At 37.9% G+C, this 18,509-nt stretch carries 18 protein-coding genes; 11 read left to right on the forward strand and 7 right to left on the reverse strand.

Features of this window, described 5'->3' with window-relative positions:
• Nucleotides 1-58: 58 nt before the first annotated feature.
• Both L2B55_RS04180 and L2B55_RS04185 read right to left on the reverse strand, forming a co-directional pair.
• Nucleotides 59-1,237, reverse strand: a complete 1,179-nt coding sequence (locus L2B55_RS04180; RefSeq protein ID WP_237849038.1) for a BT_3928 family protein — start codon at nt 1,235-1,237, stop codon at nt 59-61.
• Nucleotides 1,238-1,251: 14 nt separating this feature from the next.
• Nucleotides 1,252-1,800: a DUF1599 domain-containing protein gene (locus L2B55_RS04185; RefSeq protein ID WP_237849039.1), complete on the reverse strand. Its 549-nt coding sequence runs from the start codon at nt 1,798-1,800 to the stop codon at nt 1,252-1,254.
• Between the two features lie 624 nt (nt 1,801-2,424).
• On the opposite strand from L2B55_RS04185, the gene L2B55_RS04190 reads away from it, so the two are divergent.
• On the forward strand, nt 2,425-2,565 hold the full coding sequence (locus tag L2B55_RS04190; protein ID WP_237850265.1) for a hypothetical protein: 141 nt from the start codon (nt 2,425-2,427) through the stop codon (nt 2,563-2,565).
• 288 nt (nt 2,566-2,853) lie between these two features.
• Here the strand turns inward: L2B55_RS04190 and L2B55_RS04195 are convergent, their stop codons facing one another.
• Entirely contained in the window at nt 2,854-3,306 is a 453-nt protein-coding gene (locus tag L2B55_RS04195; RefSeq protein WP_237849040.1) for a cold-shock protein, read from the reverse strand.
• 244 nt (nt 3,307-3,550) lie between these two features.
• Here L2B55_RS04195 and folP point away from each other — a divergent pair, with 244 nt between their 5' ends.
• The 4 genes from folP to L2B55_RS04215 all read left to right on the forward strand — a co-directional run bounded on the left by folP (nt 3,551) and on the right by L2B55_RS04215 (nt 7,661).
• The gene (gene folP / locus L2B55_RS04200) at nt 3,551-4,411 is read left to right on the forward strand and encodes a dihydropteroate synthase (RefSeq protein WP_237849041.1); all 861 of its coding nucleotides are present in this window, start codon (nt 3,551-3,553) and stop codon (nt 4,409-4,411) included.
• A gap of 68 nt (nt 4,412-4,479) precedes the next feature.
• A complete protein-coding gene (cdaA, locus tag L2B55_RS04205) occupies nt 4,480-5,277 on the forward strand; it encodes a diadenylate cyclase CdaA (protein ID WP_237849042.1) in 798 nt (265 codons plus the stop codon).
• 59 nt (nt 5,278-5,336) lie between these two features.
• On the forward strand, nt 5,337-6,056 hold the full coding sequence (locus L2B55_RS04210) for a 3-keto-disaccharide hydrolase (protein WP_237849043.1): 720 nt from the start codon (nt 5,337-5,339) through the stop codon (nt 6,054-6,056).
• 87 nt (nt 6,057-6,143) lie between these two features.
• The gene (locus L2B55_RS04215; RefSeq protein ID WP_237849044.1) at nt 6,144-7,661 is read left to right on the forward strand and encodes a carbon-nitrogen hydrolase family protein; all 1,518 of its coding nucleotides are present in this window, start codon (nt 6,144-6,146) and stop codon (nt 7,659-7,661) included.
• A gap of 75 nt (nt 7,662-7,736) precedes the next feature.
• Here L2B55_RS04215 and L2B55_RS04220 read toward each other — a convergent pair whose 3' ends face one another.
• On the reverse strand, nt 7,737-8,147 hold the full coding sequence (locus L2B55_RS04220; protein ID WP_237849045.1) for a BrxA/BrxB family bacilliredoxin: 411 nt from the start codon (nt 8,145-8,147) through the stop codon (nt 7,737-7,739).
• A 138-nt stretch (nt 8,148-8,285) separates the two neighbouring features.
• Between L2B55_RS04220 and cls the strand changes: the two genes are divergently transcribed.
• The 3 genes from cls to L2B55_RS04235 all read left to right on the forward strand — a co-directional run bounded on the left by cls (nt 8,286) and on the right by L2B55_RS04235 (nt 11,518).
• Nucleotides 8,286-9,767 (forward strand): cardiolipin synthase, encoded by a 1,482-nt coding sequence (cls, locus tag L2B55_RS04225; RefSeq protein WP_237849046.1) that lies wholly within the window; start codon nt 8,286-8,288, stop codon nt 9,765-9,767.
• 82 nt (nt 9,768-9,849) lie between these two features.
• Entirely contained in the window at nt 9,850-11,178 is a 1,329-nt protein-coding gene (gene ahcY, locus L2B55_RS04230) for an adenosylhomocysteinase (RefSeq protein WP_237849047.1), read from the forward strand.
• A gap of 76 nt (nt 11,179-11,254) precedes the next feature.
• The gene (locus L2B55_RS04235; RefSeq protein ID WP_237849048.1) at nt 11,255-11,518 is read left to right on the forward strand and encodes a DUF1456 family protein; all 264 of its coding nucleotides are present in this window, start codon (nt 11,255-11,257) and stop codon (nt 11,516-11,518) included.
• 67 nt (nt 11,519-11,585) lie between these two features.
• On the opposite strand, the gene aceA is transcribed toward L2B55_RS04235, so the two are convergent.
• Nucleotides 11,586-12,869 carry an isocitrate lyase gene (gene aceA, locus L2B55_RS04240; RefSeq protein WP_237849049.1) on the reverse strand — a complete coding sequence of 428 codons (1,284 nt, stop codon included), beginning with the start codon at nt 12,867-12,869 and terminating at the stop codon, nt 11,586-11,588.
• A gap of 83 nt (nt 12,870-12,952) precedes the next feature.
• Nucleotides 12,953-14,566: a malate synthase A gene (gene aceB / locus L2B55_RS04245; RefSeq protein ID WP_237849050.1), complete on the reverse strand. Its 1,614-nt coding sequence runs from the start codon at nt 14,564-14,566 to the stop codon at nt 12,953-12,955.
• Nucleotides 14,567-14,796: 230 nt separating this feature from the next.
• Here aceB and L2B55_RS04250 point away from each other — a divergent pair, with 230 nt between their 5' ends.
• Genes L2B55_RS04250 through L2B55_RS04260 form a run of 3 tightly spaced genes read left to right on the forward strand, consistent with a single transcriptional unit; the run spans nt 14,797 to nt 17,634 of the window.
• Nucleotides 14,797-16,263, forward strand: a complete 1,467-nt coding sequence (locus tag L2B55_RS04250) for a helix-turn-helix domain-containing protein (protein ID WP_237849051.1) — start codon at nt 14,797-14,799, stop codon at nt 16,261-16,263.
• Nucleotides 16,264-16,265: 2 nt separating this feature from the next.
• Nucleotides 16,266-16,979 (forward strand): pyridoxine 5'-phosphate synthase, encoded by a 714-nt coding sequence (locus L2B55_RS04255; RefSeq protein WP_237849052.1) that lies wholly within the window; start codon nt 16,266-16,268, stop codon nt 16,977-16,979.
• A 7-nt stretch (nt 16,980-16,986) separates the two neighbouring features.
• Complete coding sequence (locus L2B55_RS04260; protein ID WP_237849053.1) at nt 16,987-17,634, forward strand: chromophore lyase CpcT/CpeT; 648 nt, start codon at nt 16,987-16,989, stop codon at nt 17,632-17,634.
• Nucleotides 17,635-17,863: 229 nt separating this feature from the next.
• Here L2B55_RS04260 and L2B55_RS04265 read toward each other — a convergent pair whose 3' ends face one another.
• Nucleotides 17,864-18,241, reverse strand: coding sequence for a methylglyoxal synthase (locus tag L2B55_RS04265; RefSeq protein ID WP_237849054.1), 378 nt, complete (start codon nt 18,239-18,241; stop codon nt 17,864-17,866).
• Nucleotides 18,242-18,509 lie beyond the last annotated feature (268 nt).

Genomic DNA, 18,509 nt, shown 5'->3' on the forward strand with positions numbered 1-18,509 from the left:
TAAAAACGGCCAGTAAGTTCAAACTCACTGACCGTTTTAATATTGTTTGACCGGAAAACTACTTTTTAAAACACATTGTTTCTAGTTCTTCAATGCTTGGTAAGTTGCGGAAATGCCATTTGTTAATCACGGTGCCGTTTTTCATTAACAATACTCCTGGGTTAGCTCGTACCATTGATTTAAGCGGAACTGCATCGGCGTAAAAGAACTCATAATACAGGTTGTTTTCATGACGGAAATTGTCTGCATTTAATGGCGTTGCTGAGGTTAAAGCCAAGGTGCGAGCATGATACTTTTCAGTCATCAATGTGAGCTGGTTTAATTTTTCTTGTACTCCTTTATTGGCATTGTCTAAATCATACTCAATGATCCAGAAAGAGTACTGTGGGTCTTCAAGAACTACAGAGGTTGCATCGTTTCCGTCTTCGTCATTAATCTTTAAGTCGCGAATCGGAACCTTATATCCTTCCTTAACCAAAATAGGGTCCGATGCTTTTACATATTCCCAATCAGGGTTTTCATAAATTTTGGAAGCTATATATTGCTTGTCGTCCAACTCTTTAAGTTCGCCTGTCTTTTTGTTTTTTAACGTGTAAATGATCTTGTATTCATCTGCCGGTGCCCCTTCTGGGGCTTTCATTAATGAAGGTAGGTTATTGCCGATTTTATATGGAAGAAAATCAACAAAAGGTAAGTTTTGGTAGGTATAAATCCCAAATCCAAAGCTAAATAAAATAGCAAGAGCTAAGGTAATCCATGATCCTTTTTCGCTGAAAAGGGCCTTGATTTTATCCGTGTTGAAGAAGATGATCATAATCATCAGTAATAAAATCAAATCCTTGGTAAACGACTGCCAAGGGGTTAAAGGAATGGCGTCGCCAAAACAGCCACAGGTTTTTACTACATCAAAGTAGGCTGAATAGAAGGTTAAGAAACTAAAAAATACAATAAGTAAAAGCAGTCCCCAAGCAGTCTGTTTAATTTTTACTCCAAACAATAAGGCAATACCCATTATAATTTCCAGTGCACATAAAAAAATGGCCAAGGCTAGTGCAAAAGAATTTAAAAAAGCAAGGTGAAAGACTTCAAAATACTCTTCGAGTTTATACGAAAAGCCTAAAGGGTCGTTTTGTTTTACTAACCCGGAGAAAATAAACAGTAAACCGACAAAGATGCGGCAAAAGTTGGTTAGGTATTTCATGTTTTGGTTGATAGTTAAGGGTTGTTCATGGTTCATAAATGTACAAGTTGCTATGAGCTATGAACATTCAATTTGATGAGCGCAAATACAGCATAGTTAATCATATCCTGATAGTTGGCTTCAACACCTTCAGAAACCAGGGTTAAACCTTTATTATCCTCAATTTGCTTAACGCGTAAGATTTTCATTAAGATTAAATCAGTTAATGAACTTACACGCATTTCGCGCCATGCCTCACCATAGTCATGATTTTTGTCTTGCATCAAGGCTTTGGTTTCGGCTATTTTAAGGTTGTACAATCGCTCGGTTTCATCAAATGGCAACTCCAGCGGATCGTTTTCAGTAAGTTGTAACTGAATTAAAGCAATAACACAATAGTTGATAATGCCGATGTATTCGGGAGCGATACCCTCGTTCACCTTGCTTATTTTTTTTTCTTCCAGGGTGCGAATGCGCTGTGCTTTGATAAAAATTTGATCGGTAATAGATTCGGGGCGGAGAATACGCCAGGCGGTGCCATAATCTTTAGCTTTTTTTAGAAACAGCTGTTGGCACTGTGCTATAACCGAATCGTACTGTGTTCCTGTAGTAGTTTGCAATTCTTAACTTTTTAAGAGTATTAGTTTAAATATCTAACCAGCATGTTATACTATTTATCGTTTTTGTACATTGTTTAAATGCAGGTTATCTTTATACAGTGATATGTTAAAAGGCAAAAATACATTTTTTTCGAAGCGAACAACCCTTAATTGCAATGGTCAGTTGGTTGACTTGTCAGAGCCTAAGGTTATGGGCATCCTGATGGGGGTAAATATATTTCTGTAAATGAATCTTTACATCGATGTGAACAATTGCTAACCCAAGAGCTTGTGATAATCATCAATACATAGCCCATTGCCATGCCGCTAGCTTTCCTGGACCGAATGAAATTGATGAGTTTCAAGAGCTGCATTATCCAGCCATAATGAAAGCAATTAAAGAGAGCGGATTTAAGGATACGTTGCCTAGAAGTTTATTTCCAAACAAACCGAAAAAAATTGGCGCTTAAAAAAGCTATATAAAATTGTGCTGTATAAGAAAGTACACTAAAACTGAAAATCAACAGAGAAAAGAGTAAGGTTTGCCCGGTCAATGAAAGCAAATTTTTAGGTTACACCATTCAAGGTGATGGTCGGTTAACGATTGCCGAACAAAGCAATAAAAGCCAATTTACGCTAGAGGATATAGCCAACAAGCTAAATCCCAAAATCAGAGGTTGGATAAACTATTTATGGGACAATAAGCCGAAGAAGTTTGAGTCCGGTGTTCTACTATCTGCATCAACAAGCCATAAGTTGGGTTCTGAACAAGTACACTCGTTTTAGAGGAAGCAAACTTAAAGCTATTGCCTGGCTCAAGATGATTGGAAAGTCATATCCTAACTTATTCTATCATTGGGGATTATGATACAAGCTGTTCTGAAGATAATAAAAGAACAACCCGACTGAATGCGAAGAGCCGTATGACGGGAGACTGTCACGTACAGTGCTGTGAGAGGTTTAGGGGTGAAATCCCCCTTTACCTACTCGACTATAATCTTGCGTTGCTGTATCTAAACTATCGGTAACGAGTTGTTTCAGAAATGCATTTACGCTTTATAAAATAATTAATAATTAGCTTTTTTGAACTTCAATTGCGCTGAGTCCCTTCGGCCCTTTTTCTGTTTTGAAAGTCACCTTATCATTTTCTTTAATTGGGCTGATAAGGTTGTTGACATGCACAAAAATACTTTCCTGCGTTTGGTGATCCTTAATAAATCCAAACCCTTTTGATTCATTAAAAAAGGTAACTGTTCCTTTTCTGCTTTCTTGTGTTAAATCAATAGCTTCAGTTCTGGCAACAGCAATTTGAATGTCTTCAGAATTTATTTTCACCTTTTTTGTAGGATCTGGAGGGGAAGAGGTAATATTGCCAAACTCATCAACATAGGCCATCATGTTTTCAAGGCTTTTGCCCTTGCTCGAATTGGCTTTGCGCTCTTCTTTCTTTTGCTCTTTGTCTTTTTGCTTTTTTAATCGTTTTTTCTCGTTTTCTTTCTTACTAAATGTTTCTGAGGATTTACCCATAATTCTGATTTTGTTTCGTTGTTTGCGGATCTTCCGCAGTGCAAAGGTAGGTTTTTTTTATTCGTAAGTTTTTGATTTTTAGAAAATTAAATTGTTTGGTAAAAATGGTGAGCATGCCGTTCAGGCTATTGTTATACAAATCAGGGCATTAATGACCATTTTCATCAAGAACAAAATTTTAAAAATGTCAATTTCGACTGTTTTCAATTGATTTATTTAATTTAGGCCGAGAACTAGCCTTTTAATGCACAATAGCCCATTTTTTGATAAGCATAGAACCCTGAATTGCGGCGGCCGGCTGCTTGTTTTGTCCGATCCTAAAGTAATGGGGATTTTAAACATTACCCCCGATTCATTTTTTGACGGAGGGAAATATAATTCGGTAAATGCATCATTACAACGTTGTGAGCAATTACTAACCGAAGGAGCTGATATAATTGACTTGGGAGCATACTCTACTCGCCCAGGGGCAGCTGTTATTTCCGAAATGGAAGAAATAGAACGAGTGCGGACAGTTTTGCAAGAAATCTGCCGGCAATTTCCCCAAGCAATTATCTCCATTGATACATTCAGGGCTGAAGTTGCCCGGGTGGCTGTAAATGAGGGAGCCGCTTTAATTAATGACGTGTCAGGAGGAGAGTTGGATGAGAAAATGTTTGAAACGGTTGGTTTATTAAAAGTTCCTTATATACTAATGCACATGCGTGGTACCCCTGATACAATGCTGCAATTAACGACGTACGATGATTTATTAAGTGAAATAATCCGTTATTTTTATGAAAAGGTCGCTCGTTTAAGGACATTAGGGGTGAATGATATTGTGTTGGATCCAGGTTTTGGTTTTGCTAAAACAGTTGAACAGAATTATAAACTTATGGCTCATTTGGATGATTTTAAAATCTTTGATTTGCCTTTACTTGTAGGTGTTTCACGTAAGTCAATGATTTATAGATTGCTGCAAACTGATTCGCAGTCGGCATTAAATGGTACATCAATATTAAATATGGTTTCATTACAGCAAGGAGCAAACATTTTAAGGGTGCATGACGTAAAAGAGGCCGTTGAGGTGGTGAAGATTTTTAATGCACTAAATAATAACTATTGATTATAATCTAATCACTGTTGTTAAACAGTGAAGAAGTAAAACTATATTGTCTCTGTAATCAAAACAAAATGAACTCATTTGATCTGGTATTTTCCGATTTTGGCATATTCGACTTAATAGATATACTGCTGGTAGCTATTCTAATATATCTGTTTTACAGTTTATTGCGCGGCACTATCGCTATTAATATCCTTGTCGGTTACCTTCTTATTTATTTGTTCTATTTGCTGGTAAAATCATTGGAGATGCGTTTGCTTACCACCCTTTTTAACGGATTTTTTCAGGTAGGTGTAATGGCATTAATAGTTGTTTTTCAGCCCGAAATAAGGAAGTTTCTGTTAATGGTCGGTAAGAACTTTAAATTGTATCGCAACGAATATTGGTACCGTTTATTTGTTCGTAATAAGGTCATCCAAAAAGAACTTGAACAAACACAGATTAAACCAATTTTAGATGCATGTAAGGTAATGCAGGAAACCAAAACCGGAGCCTTGATTGTTTTTGCGAAGAATCCTGAAGAGGAGCATTTTTATAAAAACGGTGAAGAAATTGAAGCGATGGTTTCAAAGCGGTTGCTCGAATCAATTTTTAATAAATACAGCCCTCTGCATGATGGTGCCGTGATTATATCCGAAGGGAAAATTATGGCAGCAGCCTGTATTTTACCATTGACAGATAATCAGGATATTCCACCTTACATGGGTCTGCGTCACCGGGCGGCCTTGGGTATTTCAGAAGTTGCCGATGTGTCAGCTTTGGTAGTTTCGGAAGAAACCGGGAATCTTGCTTATGCTCGCCAGGGGAAAATTAAATCAAACATTTCACTGAATGATTTAGAGCGGAATCTGCGTAAGGATTTGATTTAAATGGTGCCAAAAATCCTTTTTAGAGCACAGTTAATTGAGTCACTAAAAATCTTCATAGTATGAATGCTTTTGTTGTTTCTTTAATTTCAATCTTGGTAATAACTGGCTTCAATCCTAAAAAAATATCGCTTACAACCAGTGAGGATTTTCATAAAAATGAATCAGGTGGTTGGAAGATACTTTTTGATGGAAAGTCCAAATCGGAATGGCATACCTATGGTAAGGAAAATGCAGGTAGTGCCTGGGAAGTAGATAATGGATGGTTGCACCTGGTGAATACTGAAAAAGAAGGAAGAGGAGACTTAATAACAGATGCTTCTTTTGAAAATTTTCATTTGAAATTAGAATGGAAAATTGCACCTAAAGGAAACAGCGGGATATTCATTTATGTACAGGAGGACCTTGCTAAATATCCAAATGCATTTAATACAGGGTTAGAAATGCAAGTATTGGACAATAATGGCCATCCGGATGCTAAAATAAAAAAGCACAGAGCTGGTGATCTTTATGATTTAATCTCTTGCCAAAAAGAAACGGTAAAGCCTGCCGGAGAATGGAATAAGGTTGAAATTATAAGTAAAAATGGGAAGCTCGTTTTTTATTTAAATGGTGATAAAGTAGTATCAACAATATTGTGGGATTCGAACTGGAAGAGATTGGTTGAAGGAAGCAAGTTTGCCACTATGCCTGGATTTGGCGAATTCCAATCGGGTAAAATTGCTTTGCAAGATCATGGGGATGAGGTATGGTATCGAAATATTATGATTAAAAAATTGTAATCAAATATTGTGCACGTTTATCTAAGTGTTTCTTGGTGAGAGCTTTTCTTTTTTGTAGCTTAAGGGTAAATGCTCTTAACCTGTAATATGGAAGCCACAAATGTTGAGGTTCGCAATCTTACTCCCGAAGATTATCTGCAGCTAAAAACATCAATGATAACGGCCTATGAAGCTATAGGAGGGCATCATTGGACAAAGGAGGATATAAAACGTCTAATTGCCAAATTTCCTGAAGGTCAGATATGTGTTACCTTAAATGGGCAGGTTGTTGGCTGTGCCTTGTCAATTATTGTGCCTTATGAAAGGTTTGGCGATAATCATGATTATGCAAAGATTACGGGGAACTATACGTTTAATACGCATGATGCTAAAGGGGATACACTTTATGGTATAGAGGTTTTTATCCACCCAGATTATAGAGGGTTAAGATTAGCCCGTAGGTTATATGATGCACGCAAGTTTTTATGTGAGAGTTTGAATTTGGAGGGCATCATTGCCGGTGGCAGAATCCCTGGCTACCATCAGTATGCCGATGCTATGAGTCCCCGCCAATACATTCAGAAGGTTCAATCTAAAGAGATATATGATACAACGTTAAGCTTTCAGCTTTCAAATGACTTCAGAGTGAAGAAAGTGTTGAAGAACTACCTTCCTTTGGATAACGAATCGATGGGATACGCCACTTTGTTAATCTGGCATAATGCATTTTATGATCCTGATCAACAGATGTTGTTGCGCCGTGATTATATTCGGATAGGTATTGTGCAATGGCAAATGCGTCCATACAACAGTATTGATGAGGTATTAGGGCATATGGAATACTTTATTGATGCAGTAAGTGATTATCACTCTGATTTTGTATTGTTTCCTGAGCTTTTTAATGCTCCATTAATGGGTAAATTCAATGATCAAGCTCCCAATGAAGCCATGCGAAGCCTGGCTGTTTACACCGATGAATTAGCGGAGCGTTTATCCAAATTAGCAGTATCATATAATGTAAATATTATTGCGGGCAGCATGCCTCGTATTGATAAAGGTAAGTTGTATAATGCTGCGTATTGTTTGCAGCGATCGGGTGCGGTGGATTATTATTATAAAATTCATCCAACTCCTGCCGAAGTGAAAGAATGGGCATTCACTGGAGGAGACAAGATTCATGTGATACAAACAGATGTTTGTAAAATTGGTATGCTGATTTGTTATGATGTGGAGTTTCCGGAATTGCCACGGTTGTTGGCAGAAGAAGGCATGCAAATTTTGTTCGTACCATTTTTAACGGATACCCAGAATGCATATAATCGGGTACGGATTTGTTCACAGGCAAGAGCTATAGAAAATGAGTGTTTTGTTGCCATTGCCGGTAATGTTGGCAATCTGCCAAAAGTGAATAATATGGATTTGCAATTTGCACAATCGGCAATATTTACACCATCCGACTTTGCATTTCCTGTAAATGCTATTCAGGCTGAAGCTACCCCCAATACAGAAACTATAGTTGTAGCAGATTTGGATTTAACCTTGTTGAATGAGTTACATTACTATGGTTCTGTGCGTACACTTAATGACAGGCGAAAAGATTTGTATGAATTAAAATGGAAGTTTTGATTTTCATAAGAGTTTATAAAAAGCAAAGCCGAAGTTTTTAAAAACTTCGGCTTTGCTTTTATTAGAATTTTCTGATTAACAATATTGTTCAAATGCTCCAATTAGACTGTCAGCGATCATTTGGGCAGGGCGTCCTTCAATATGATGACGCTCAATCATATGAACTAATTTGCCATCTTTAAATAATGCCATTGATGGAGATGATGGAGGATATGGCAACATGTATGAACGAGCCTTATCAACTGCTTCTTTCTCCATACCAGCAAAAACAGTAACAATTTTAGTTGGCTTCTTTTCATTTTTAACAGCGATGCGAGCTGCCGGGCGTGCATTAGCCGCTGCACATCCACAAACTGAGTTAACTACTACAAAGACGGTTCCTTCCGAAGTAATGGCTTTTTCAACATCGTCTGCAGTCATTAACTGCTCAAAACCATCATTAGTCAATTCTTCGCGCATAGGCGCAACCATGTATTCTGGGTACATAAGCTTTTATTTGTCTGATATTTTATGCAAAATTAAAAGGAATAACCCAAAGTTGTTGCAATTGTTTTGTCAAAAACCGATTTGTATGGTTGTTGGATTAATTTCTAAATTTAGAGCATCAAACAATCTGCTTGGAAAATGCACTTTAAGGACCTGTTTGTCAATGTATCTGAAACATTATCATTTACTACCATTTTGCTGGGGGTGGGTTATTTGGCTGCATTTATTGTTTCTGTATTGGTGATTTCTGAAAATAGAAGTCCTGCAAAAACACTTGCGTATTTGTTGCTTTTCTTCTTGCTTCCTTTTTTGGGTATTATCATTTATTATGTATTTGGTGAAAACTACCGGAAGAAGAAATTATACAGGTTAAAAGCCCTTGAAGATGAAAAGCTTCAAAAAAGGTTAAATGCCTATGTATACCAACGGTCTGAAGAAAAATTGAAAGAAAATGAACTGCAACTTAAAGACTATGAAAAGCTGGTTCGTTTGCTTACCTATGAAGGACGTTTTCCATTAACCGATAATAATCATGTTCAGATATTGATTAATGGGGAGGAGAAGTTTCCGGTGTTATTTGATGCGCTTGAGAATGCTAAACATCATATTCACATTGAATATTACATCATTGAAGAAGGATTTATTGTAGATCGACTTTTTGATATTTTATTTAAAAAAGCAGCTGAGGGGGTTGAGATCAGACTTATTTATGATGATTTTGGATGTTCCCTAAGTAAAAAGTTTCTCAAAAAAATAGCAGAGGCCAATATTAGAGCGGTTCCTTTTTATAAAATACATATCCCATTTTTATCTAATAGGCAAAACTATCGAGATCATAGGAAAATTGTGGTTATCGATGGAGAAGTAGGATTTGTTGGCGGTATAAACCTGTCAGATAAGTATCAAAACGAAGGGATGAATAATGAACTTTTCTGGCGTGATACCCATTTGAAGATAGAAGGAGAGGCGGTGCGATCATTGCAACTTTTTTTTGCGCTTAACTGGAGTTTTTGCACCGATGAAGGACTCTTTTTTCAAAATGAGTATTTTCCGAAATATGAACATGCGGGCGATAAAAAAGTGCAGATTGCAGTTAGCGGTCCCGATTCTGACCACGCAAGTATCATGTTAAGTTATCTTTCTGCTATTTCAAGCGCACGTAAGTGCGTGTATTTGACCACTCCCTATTTTATTCCTAATGAAAGCATTTTAAATGCTTTAAAAAATGCAGCCTTAAGCCGATTGGATGTGAAACTGTTGGTTCCTGGTATTTCTGATTCAAGATTTGTAAATGCCGCATCTCAATCATACTATGAAGAACTGTTAGAGTGTGGTGTTCGAATTTTTAGGTATAAGAAAGGCTTTGTGCATGCTAAAACCATGATTGTGGATGACGTGATTTCGATGGTTGGAACGGCTAATATGGATATTCGGAGTTTCGACCTTAATTTTGAAGTGAATGCTGTCGTGTTTGATGAAGAAATTAATCAGCAGTTAAAACAGGTTTTTTTAGAAGATTTGCACCAAAGTCGTGAAATTTCTACCGCATATTGGCATAGACGCCGCTGGTTTAAGCACTTTTTTGAATCAATGTGCAGGTTGCTCTCACCAATTTTGTAGATCCAATACTAATCTCATACTTCGTACTTCTGTTTTCATCTTGTTGCGGAGTTCCGTACCTTTGCACAAAATTTATAATAGTATGTCAACTATCAGTAAATCAAAGATTGATTTGAATTTGCCTTATAAGGTAAAAGATATGTCGCTGGCTGAGTGGGGCCGCAAGGAAATTGAATTGGCTGAAGCTGAAATGCCTGGTTTGATGGCAATTAGATCTGAGTACGGCGATTCAAAACCTTTGAAAGGCGCACGCATTGCAGGCTGTTTACACATGACTATTCAAACAGCGGTGTTAATTGAAACATTGATTCATTTAGGTGCCGAAGTTCGCTGGAGTTCGTGTAACATCTTTTCAACGCAAGACCATGCTGCCGCTGCTATTGCCGCTGCCGGTATTCCTGTTTTTGCTTGGAAAGGTATGAATGCTCAAGAGTTCGATTGGTGTATTGAGCAAACACTGTTCTTTGGTTCAGAAGATAAACCATTGAATATGATTTTGGATGATGGTGGTGATTTAACCAATATGGTATTTGATGTTTACACCGAGTTGATTCCGAACATTAAAGGTTTATCAGAAGAAACTACTACCGGCGTTCACCGCTTGCACGAGCGCATGAAGAACGGTACATTATACATGCCAGCCATCAACGTAAACGATTCAGTTACTAAGTCAAAATTTGATAACAAATACGGTTGCCGCGAATCATTAGTTGACGCTATTCGTCGTGCTACTGATGTAATGCTTGCTGGTAAGGTTGCTGTAGTTGCTGGTTATGGAGACGTAGGTAAAGGTTCTGCGGAATCGTTAAGCTCGGCAGGCGTACGTGTAATCGTTACTGAGATTGACCCGATTTGTGCTTTACAAGCGGCAATGGAAGGTTACGAAGTAAAGAAAATGAAAGATGCCATTAAGGAAGCTGACATCGTGGTAACTGCAACTGGTAACTTCAATATTGTAACCGGTGAACATTTCAAAGCATTAAAAGATAAAGCGATTGTTTGTAACATCGGTCACTTTGATAATGAAATTGATATGGCTTGGTTGAATTCAAACTATGGCAATGCCAAAATTGAAATTAAGCCACAGGTTGATAAATATACCATTGATGGCAAAGATGTGATTGTATTGGCTGAAGGTCGTTTGGTGAACTTGGGCTGTGCTACCGGTCACCCATCGTTTGTAATGTCGAATTCATTCACGAACCAAACCTTAGCGCAATTAGAGTTGTGGTTGCAATCGGATAAATACGAAAACAAGGTTTATACTTTGCCTAAGCATTTGGATGAAAAAGTAGCTCGTTTACATTTAGCTAAAATCGGTGTTGAACTGGATGAATTAACAGCTGAGCAAGCTGCATATATTGGTGTAACAGTTGATGGTCCGTTTAAACCGGAAACATACCGTTACTAATTTACCCACCTAATAGAATTTTAAGGAGCCGAATGTTTAATGTTCGGCTCCTTTGCTTTTTGTATCTTTAAATCATATGAATAATAACGACGTAATTAAAAAACTTCGCGTAGCTTTAAAGTTACGTGACATAGATATTGTTGAGATTCTGGCTTTAGTTGATTTTCGAATCACAACTACTGAACTATCTTCATTTTTCCGTTCCGAGGATCATCCGAATTTTAAGCCGATGGGAGACCAGATTCTTCGTAATTTTCTTAATGGATTGATCATCTACAAAAGGGGAGCAAAGGAAGAAAAAACTCAATCTCATTCTGTGAATAAGGCCAAGAATAAGTAAAAACGCCCCTCTTTTCAGAGAAGGCGTTTGTCTAAGGGTTGATTAGTATAAATCTTAATCCTTAGTACTAATGAAACTGTTCCTCCTCTGTGGATCCTTTCAAGGCAGTAGTTGAGGCCAGCCCATTCATAATTGTATTTTGTACTTCATCAAAATAACCAGTTCCAACAAAAGCCTGGTGCTTAACTGCTTTGAATCCATGGCTTTCCTGTAAAGCAAATTCGCGTTGCTGCAAATTTGAGAAACCTAACATGCCTTGTTCCTTATAAGCTAATGCTATTTCAAACATGGCTGTATTTAATGCGTGAAAACCTGCGAGCGTAATAAACTGAAATTTATACCCCATATCTGCCAGCTGTTCACGGAAAGTAAGCATTGTTTGATCATCTAAATTCTTTTTCCAGTTGAACGAAGGCGAGCAATTGTAGGCCAATAATTTATCTGGAAATTCAGCTTTAATAGCCTGGGCAAACTCACGAGCTTGTCCAATATCTGGTTTTGACGTTTCGCACCAAACTAAATCGGCATAAGGAGCGTATGATAAACCGCGGGAAATGGCTTGGTCAATGCCTGCCTTTACTTTATAGAAGCCTTCAGTAGTTCTTTCAGTAGAGGTGATGAACGGATGATCGCGCTCATCGCAGTCGCTGGTTAATAAGGTAGCAGCATCGGCATCCGTACGGGCAACCAGCAAAGTAGGTACTCCCATAACGTCCGACGCCAGCCTTGCGGCATTTAATTTTGCAACAAACTCTCCGGTAGGAACCAGTACTTTTCCTCCCATATGGCCGCATTTTTTTGCAGAGGCCAACTGGTCTTCAAAATGCACTCCTGCAGCTCCAGCCTCAATCATGGACTTCATCAATTCAAATGCATTAAGGTTGCCACCAAAGCCTGCTTCGGCATCGGCTACAATTGGAGCCAGCCAATGTACATCATCACGGCCTTCCATAGTTTGAATCTGATCGGCTCTTAATAAAGCGTTGTTGATCTTTTTTACAACTTTCGGTACACTATCCGCCGGATACAAACTTTGGTCGGGATACATTTCACCTGCCAGATTTGCATCGGCGGCTACCTGCCATCCACTTAAATAAATAGCTTTCAATCCGGCTTGTACCGCTTGGATTGCCTGATTTCCTGTTAATGCTCCTAAGGCAGATACGTAATAATCATCGTTTAACAGATTCCATAAGCGTTCTGCTCCTAAGCGGGCAAGCGTATATTCTATATTAATACTTCCTTTTAGTTTTATAACCTGATCTGCAGAATAGCTGCGTTTAACGCCCTGCCAGCGGGCATTAGTTGCCCATTGATCAGCTAAGTGCTGTGCTCTTTCAATTGAATTCATAAAGCTAGTGGATTTATCTTGCCTTACCCTCTCTGTTTAAGAGGGTAAAGGCAAGTTGTTGATTGATTGATCTTAATTAGAAGTTAATCGTTTTGTTGTATGTAGAAATATGCCTGAAGAGTTAAGAACTCAGGAAATTGTTTGCTGAAAACCAAATCATGAAAGAGGCATCCTGCCAACATGTAGTTTTCTGAATGATATCTCTCAAAACCTACTTCTTCTTTAATCTTTGCTCTTTCTTCGTCAATAATATCATTCACATAATGACGGTCAATGAGTTTCCATTGATCAGTTATACAGCCGTGACGAACCCATTGCCAGATTTGTGCACGTGAAATTTCAGCAGTGGCAGCATCTTCCATTAAGTTGTTGATACCGGCTGCCCCAATTCCGTTTAACCATGACGCGATATAGCGAATGCCAACGTTTACATTTGTGCGTACGCCTTGCTCGGTAATGGTATTGCCGGCAGATGAGATGTTCAGTAGCTCTTTAGCCGTTATTACCCTGTCTTCAACCAAAACATTTTTTTGATGAGGTTTACCATTTAGCACTTCATCGAAAGCATTTTTGGCAATTGGTATTAAATCAGGATGGGCCACCCAAGTGCCATCAAAGCCGTTTTGAGCTTCAAATTCTTTGTCATCTTTAACTTTGTCTAAAGCTAAATGGGTAGCTTCTTCATCTTTTCTGTTAGGAATAAAAGCTGCCATGCCCCCAATTGCATGTGCGCCGCGTTTATGACAAGTTTGAACTAATAGTTGTGTATAGGCACGCATAAATGGAACACGCATGGTAACCAAGGAACGGTCGGGAAGGACAAAGGATTGTACCATGCGGAATTTTTTGATAACACTGAAAATATAGTCCCATCTTCCTGCATTTAAACCTGCTGCATGCTCCTTCAATTCGTATAAAATTTCATCCATTTCAAATGCGGCTAAAATGGTCTCTATTAAAACAGTGGCTTTTACTGTTCCGCGCGGAATGCTCATATATTCCTGAGCAAACTCAAATACCTGGTTCCACAGACGGGCCTCTAAATGACTTTCAAGTTTTGGTAAATAGAAGTAAGGAGCCGTTCCTTGACTCATTAATTTACGGGCATTATGGAAAAAGTATAGTCCAAAATCGAATAGAGAGGCAGACATAGGCCGATTCTCAATTTTGAAGTGGGCTTCTGTTAAGTGCCACCCGCGTGGGCGAACCATTAATACGGAAGTTTTTTCATTTAATTTATATTGTTTTCCTTCTTCAGTTTCAAAATCAATTGTTCTTCTAATGGCATCCTTTAAGTTTTGCTGTCCGGAAAGAATGTTGTCCCAAGTAGGAGTGGTGGCATCTTCAAAATCGGCCATGAATACATTAGCGCCAGAATTAAGCGCATTAATTATCATTTTCTTATCCGTAGGGCCAGTTATTTCAACTTTACGATTCTGTATATCGGCTGGAATAGGAGCTACTTTCCAGGTGTCTTTTCTGACTTTCTCTGTTTCTTTTAAAAAATCAGGAAGTTTGCCATTGTTAATATCACGCTGACGCTCCATACGGAGAATAAGTAATTCGCGTCGTTCATGTTCGAAATGCTGGTGTAATGTAACCAAAAAGTCAATAGCTTCTGGGGTAAGTAATGTTGCTGCGAGGCCGTTGTTATCTTTGTTGATCTCAACCAAATAACCTGTAGTAGTCTGCTCCATAATGATATAGTTTAAAGATTGATTATAACTAATATAGTAAAAATTCTTTAATAGCGAAAATTCGCTGAAAATATTTTTTCGCTTTTTGTGAGTTTTCTCTCTTTTGTTTATAATTGAATGCAGAATGTGCAAAAGATCTTATGAGGTAGCTGATTTAAACGATAAGTGCTATTTGAAAAGGTTATTCATGATAATTATTCAGGTTAATTTTAAGACGGAAAACAACAAACTTGATACTTAACGAAGAAACGATACGGCTTATTTTGGGGTTGAAAATCCGTAGCTCAAGGGCTGATAAGGGCATTTCACTGACCGAACTGGCACAACAAACAGGTGTTTCGGTGTCCTACCTCAATGAAATTGAGAAAGGGAAAAAACACCCTAAGCCCAGCAAAATAGCTTTAATCGCCGATGCATTAGATGTGCCCTATGACCAACTGGTCTCATTGGAGATTGATAAAAAACTATTGGCTGTTGCTCGCTTGCTAAGCTCTGAGGTGATGAAGGAGCTTCCTCTTGAGCATTTTGGTATTGATACTTCAACCTTGGTTGATGTGTTTGCCACAGCTCCGGCAAAATTCGGAGCTTTCGTAAATACATTGATAGAGATAGCACGAAGCAGAGATATCAGTGTTGAACAGTTTTATTTTGATGCACTCCGCTCGTATCAGGAAATGCGGGAAAATTATTTTGGAGACTTAGAACAGCTTGCTTCAGGCTTTATAGAAGATAAAAATATAGATTGCTCCTCTGATAATTTGTTAAAACAGCTTGAGAAAATTCTTCTTACGGATTATTCAATAGTAGTAAAATATACACTGCAGCAGCATGAATCCTTTAAGCAGCTTCGCTCTTTATATGATTTCAATAATAAAGAACTACTGATAAATGCAGATTTAAGTATCGAACAAAAAGCTTTTGTTTTGGCAAAAGAAATTGGGTTTCAATTGCTGAATATTGAAAATCGTTCATATACTTCGGCCTGGGTAAAGGCGGAGTCGTTTGACGCGGTTCTGAACAATTTCAGGACTTCTTATTTTGCAGGGGCACTTCTTGTTTCATGTGATCAGCTGATTGAAGACATGGAAGGTTTCTTTGCCCAAAGAAAATGGTCGGCCGAACGATTAAATGCCATTATGCGGCAATATATGGCAACTCCAGAGGTGTTCATGTACCGTTTAACGAGTATTCTTCCCAAATTCTTCGGACTTAATCAGCTTTTCTTTCTTAAATTTGACCTAGATAAATCAGAAACGGAAGTTCATCTATCCAAAGAACTCCATCTTTCAGGATTGCATAATCCACATGCTAGCTTTATGAATGAGCATTACTGCAATCGCTGGATTTCAATTTGGTTGTTAAATGATTTGGAAAATGCACCTGAAGAGCAATGGATCTCAGGTATTCAACGCTCTTCTTATGTTGATTCAACCAATGAATATTTACTGTTCAGTGTGGCAAGACGCTCTCAAAATCAAAAAAGTACGGTTAGTATTGGCTTATTGATTAATGCCACCTTAGCACAAAAGGTGAAGTTCTTAAATGATGAAACCATTCCGCGACGTTTAGTAAATATTACCTGTGAACGCTGCCGTTTATCTGATTGTGAAGTGCGTGGGGCCGAACCCAAAATTTACCTGCAACAACAGCAACAAGAGCAATTAATGATTGCAATTCAAGAATATTTAACCAAATAGAAATGCCAAAGTTAAGTGTCAATATTAATAAAGTAGCCACCATTCGTAACGCTAGAGGTGGAAATAATCCCGATGTTATAAAAGTGGCCCTTGATTGTGAACGTTTTGGAGCACAGGGTATTACAGTACATCCACGGCCGGATGAGCGCCATATCCGCTATCAGGACTGCATTGATCTAAAGCCATTGTTAACTACAGAATTTAATATAGAGGGTCGGCCAGATGAGCGTTTTATGGATTTGGTGTTAACCGTGAAACCTGCACAGGTAACATTAGTGCCGGATGCCCCGGATGCAATTACTTCTAATGCAGGTTGGGACACCATTCGTCATCGTTCTTATTTGAAAGATATAATTGCGGAGTTTAAAGCAAATGGTATTCGAACCTCAATTTTTGTTGATCCGGTGATCGATATGTTAGACGGCGCTGCAGAAACGGGTACTGATCGTATTGAGTTATACACGGAGGCTTATGCAACAGGTTACCATCAAAATAAGGAAGAAGTTATCAAGCCTTATTTGGATGCGGCTAAACTGGCTGCAGAGTTAGGTTTAGGGGTAAATGCCGGTCATGATTTGGACTTACACAACTTGAAATACCTAAAAGACAATATGCCTGAATTGCTGGAAGTTTCTATAGGACATGCATTAATCTGTGATGCATTGTATTTAGGGCTTGAAAATACAATTCAGCAGTACTTGCGTCAATTAAGGTAGTTCTGAAATGAAAGCACATTCTATGAGAAAGTTCATTTTATTAGTGTTGCTTTGTTTGTCTGCGTCGGGGCTTTTTGCACAAAAGTTAAGTAAGGAGCTTAAGCAATTAAGAGAAAATTTAAGCGGAAAATTTACTAATGAAGATCAAACACGTTTCAATCCTGCTTATAAACCTGAAAGTTTTATAATGAAACAAGTTTGGCCTGAGCGAACTGATGGTTTATGGTTTTATGGAGAGCAAGCTGTGGTTGATTCAGTTAAAAATCCCTACAAGCAATTTGTTTGGCATGTTACGCAAACTGATCAAAACAGGTTTTTGGTTGAGGTTTTCGCCTTGAACAATCCGAAACAAGTCATAGTTGAATGGAAAGGGAAACCGCCCTTGCTAGCTAATAATATAGATGAATCTAAATTGACAAAAGAAACTTGTGTCATGTATATTGTTCGTAAAACGATGATCGAGTTTACTGGAGGAACACGGGAAAAAACGTGCATTGCAACATTAAACGGTGCTGCATATAAAACCATCGAGTTTTACAGTAGCGAAAGTACTTTGATGTGGTGGGAAAGAGGTTTCAATGCAGGGGAGCAGCTTGTTTTTGGTCCTGAAAAGGGAGGAATTATCTACAGAAAAACTGAACAGTTTAATTATTAAAAATATTGTTTCTGAGGTAATAAATTTTTGCTGAAAGTTTGATATAAAAAAAGACCCTTGCTTTTTTACGAGTCAAGGGCCTTTTTGTACTAAATAGGGTGAAGAGTCCCGCTTGAATCAATGCTAATATTGTGCTAAAATTATTTACTGTTTTTATCTGATTGATTTACAGTAAAATAAAAAGTATTTCGGCTGGTATTTAGCTAAGGAGACTCATTTATAGAAGAAACTATTCCCCAAAAAGGGCAATTGACTGTATAAGTAATTCGGCAGTGGCAGGATTACTGGCTAATGGCACATTGTGAACATCGCATTGACGCATTAACATCATGATATCTGGTTCGTGAGGGTGGGCATTTAACGGATCGCGAAAGAATAGAACCATGTTGGTTTTGCCCTCGGCAACACGGGCAGCAATCTGAGCATCTCCACCCAGCGGCCCTGAAAGATAACGATGAACCTTTAAGCCCATCTCTTCAGCTCTTTTGCCGGTTGTTCCGGTTGCAATTAATTGAATATGTTCTTGTTTAAATATTTCAATGTAATGGTTCAAAAAAACCAGCATTTCATCTTTCTTTCCGTCGTGTGCTATAATTGCAATTTCCATAGTTCAAGTTTGATGCAAATATACGAGTATGGTAAATGTAATTTGTTGAAAGAATGATTCTGAATCTAAATTGGGCCTAAGCGTAAGTGCTGAAAGATCAACTAAGGGTATAATTTTATCAATTGATGGTAAAAAAATGATTTAATTTTAAAATAGGTTTGTAAAATAATAATTTTGAAATTGTTTGTTCTGTAAAATAAAATTATGGTATTTCAGGGTAGTTGTTTTCTATGTTTTGTAGTTGTGGTTTGTTGTGAAATTATTGCAA

It is taken from the genome of Solitalea lacus (assembly GCF_022014595.1).
GTDB classification, from domain to species: Bacteria; Bacteroidota; Bacteroidia; order Sphingobacteriales; family Sphingobacteriaceae; genus Solitalea; species Solitalea lacus.

Coding starts and splice junctions, on each gene's coding strand:
- L2B55_RS04180 (WP_237849038.1), bottom strand. CDS start 1,237: ATGAACCATGAACAACCCTTAACTATCAACCAAAACATGAAATACCTA.
- L2B55_RS04195 (WP_237849040.1), bottom strand. CDS start 3,306: ATGGGTAAATCCTCAGAAACATTTAGTAAGAAAGAAAACGAGAAAAAA.
- folP (WP_237849041.1), top strand. CDS start 3,551: ATGCACAATAGCCCATTTTTTGATAAGCATAGAACCCTGAATTGCGGC.
- cdaA (WP_237849042.1), top strand. CDS start 4,480: ATGAACTCATTTGATCTGGTATTTTCCGATTTTGGCATATTCGACTTA.
- L2B55_RS04210 (WP_237849043.1), top strand. CDS start 5,337: ATGAATGCTTTTGTTGTTTCTTTAATTTCAATCTTGGTAATAACTGGC.
- L2B55_RS04215 (WP_237849044.1), top strand. CDS start 6,144: ATGGAAGCCACAAATGTTGAGGTTCGCAATCTTACTCCCGAAGATTAT.
- L2B55_RS04220 (WP_237849045.1), bottom strand. CDS start 8,147: ATGTACCCAGAATACATGGTTGCGCCTATGCGCGAAGAATTGACTAAT.
- cls (WP_237849046.1), top strand. CDS start 8,286: ATGCACTTTAAGGACCTGTTTGTCAATGTATCTGAAACATTATCATTT.
- ahcY (WP_237849047.1), top strand. CDS start 9,850: ATGTCAACTATCAGTAAATCAAAGATTGATTTGAATTTGCCTTATAAG.
- L2B55_RS04235 (WP_237849048.1), top strand. CDS start 11,255: ATGAATAATAACGACGTAATTAAAAAACTTCGCGTAGCTTTAAAGTTA.
- aceA (WP_237849049.1), bottom strand. CDS start 12,869: ATGAATTCAATTGAAAGAGCACAGCACTTAGCTGATCAATGGGCAACT.
- aceB (WP_237849050.1), bottom strand. CDS start 14,566: ATGGAGCAGACTACTACAGGTTATTTGGTTGAGATCAACAAAGATAAC.
- L2B55_RS04255 (WP_237849052.1), top strand. CDS start 16,266: ATGCCAAAGTTAAGTGTCAATATTAATAAAGTAGCCACCATTCGTAAC.
- L2B55_RS04260 (WP_237849053.1), top strand. CDS start 16,987: ATGAAAGCACATTCTATGAGAAAGTTCATTTTATTAGTGTTGCTTTGT.
- L2B55_RS04265 (WP_237849054.1), bottom strand. CDS start 18,241: ATGGAAATTGCAATTATAGCACACGACGGAAAGAAAGATGAAATGCTG.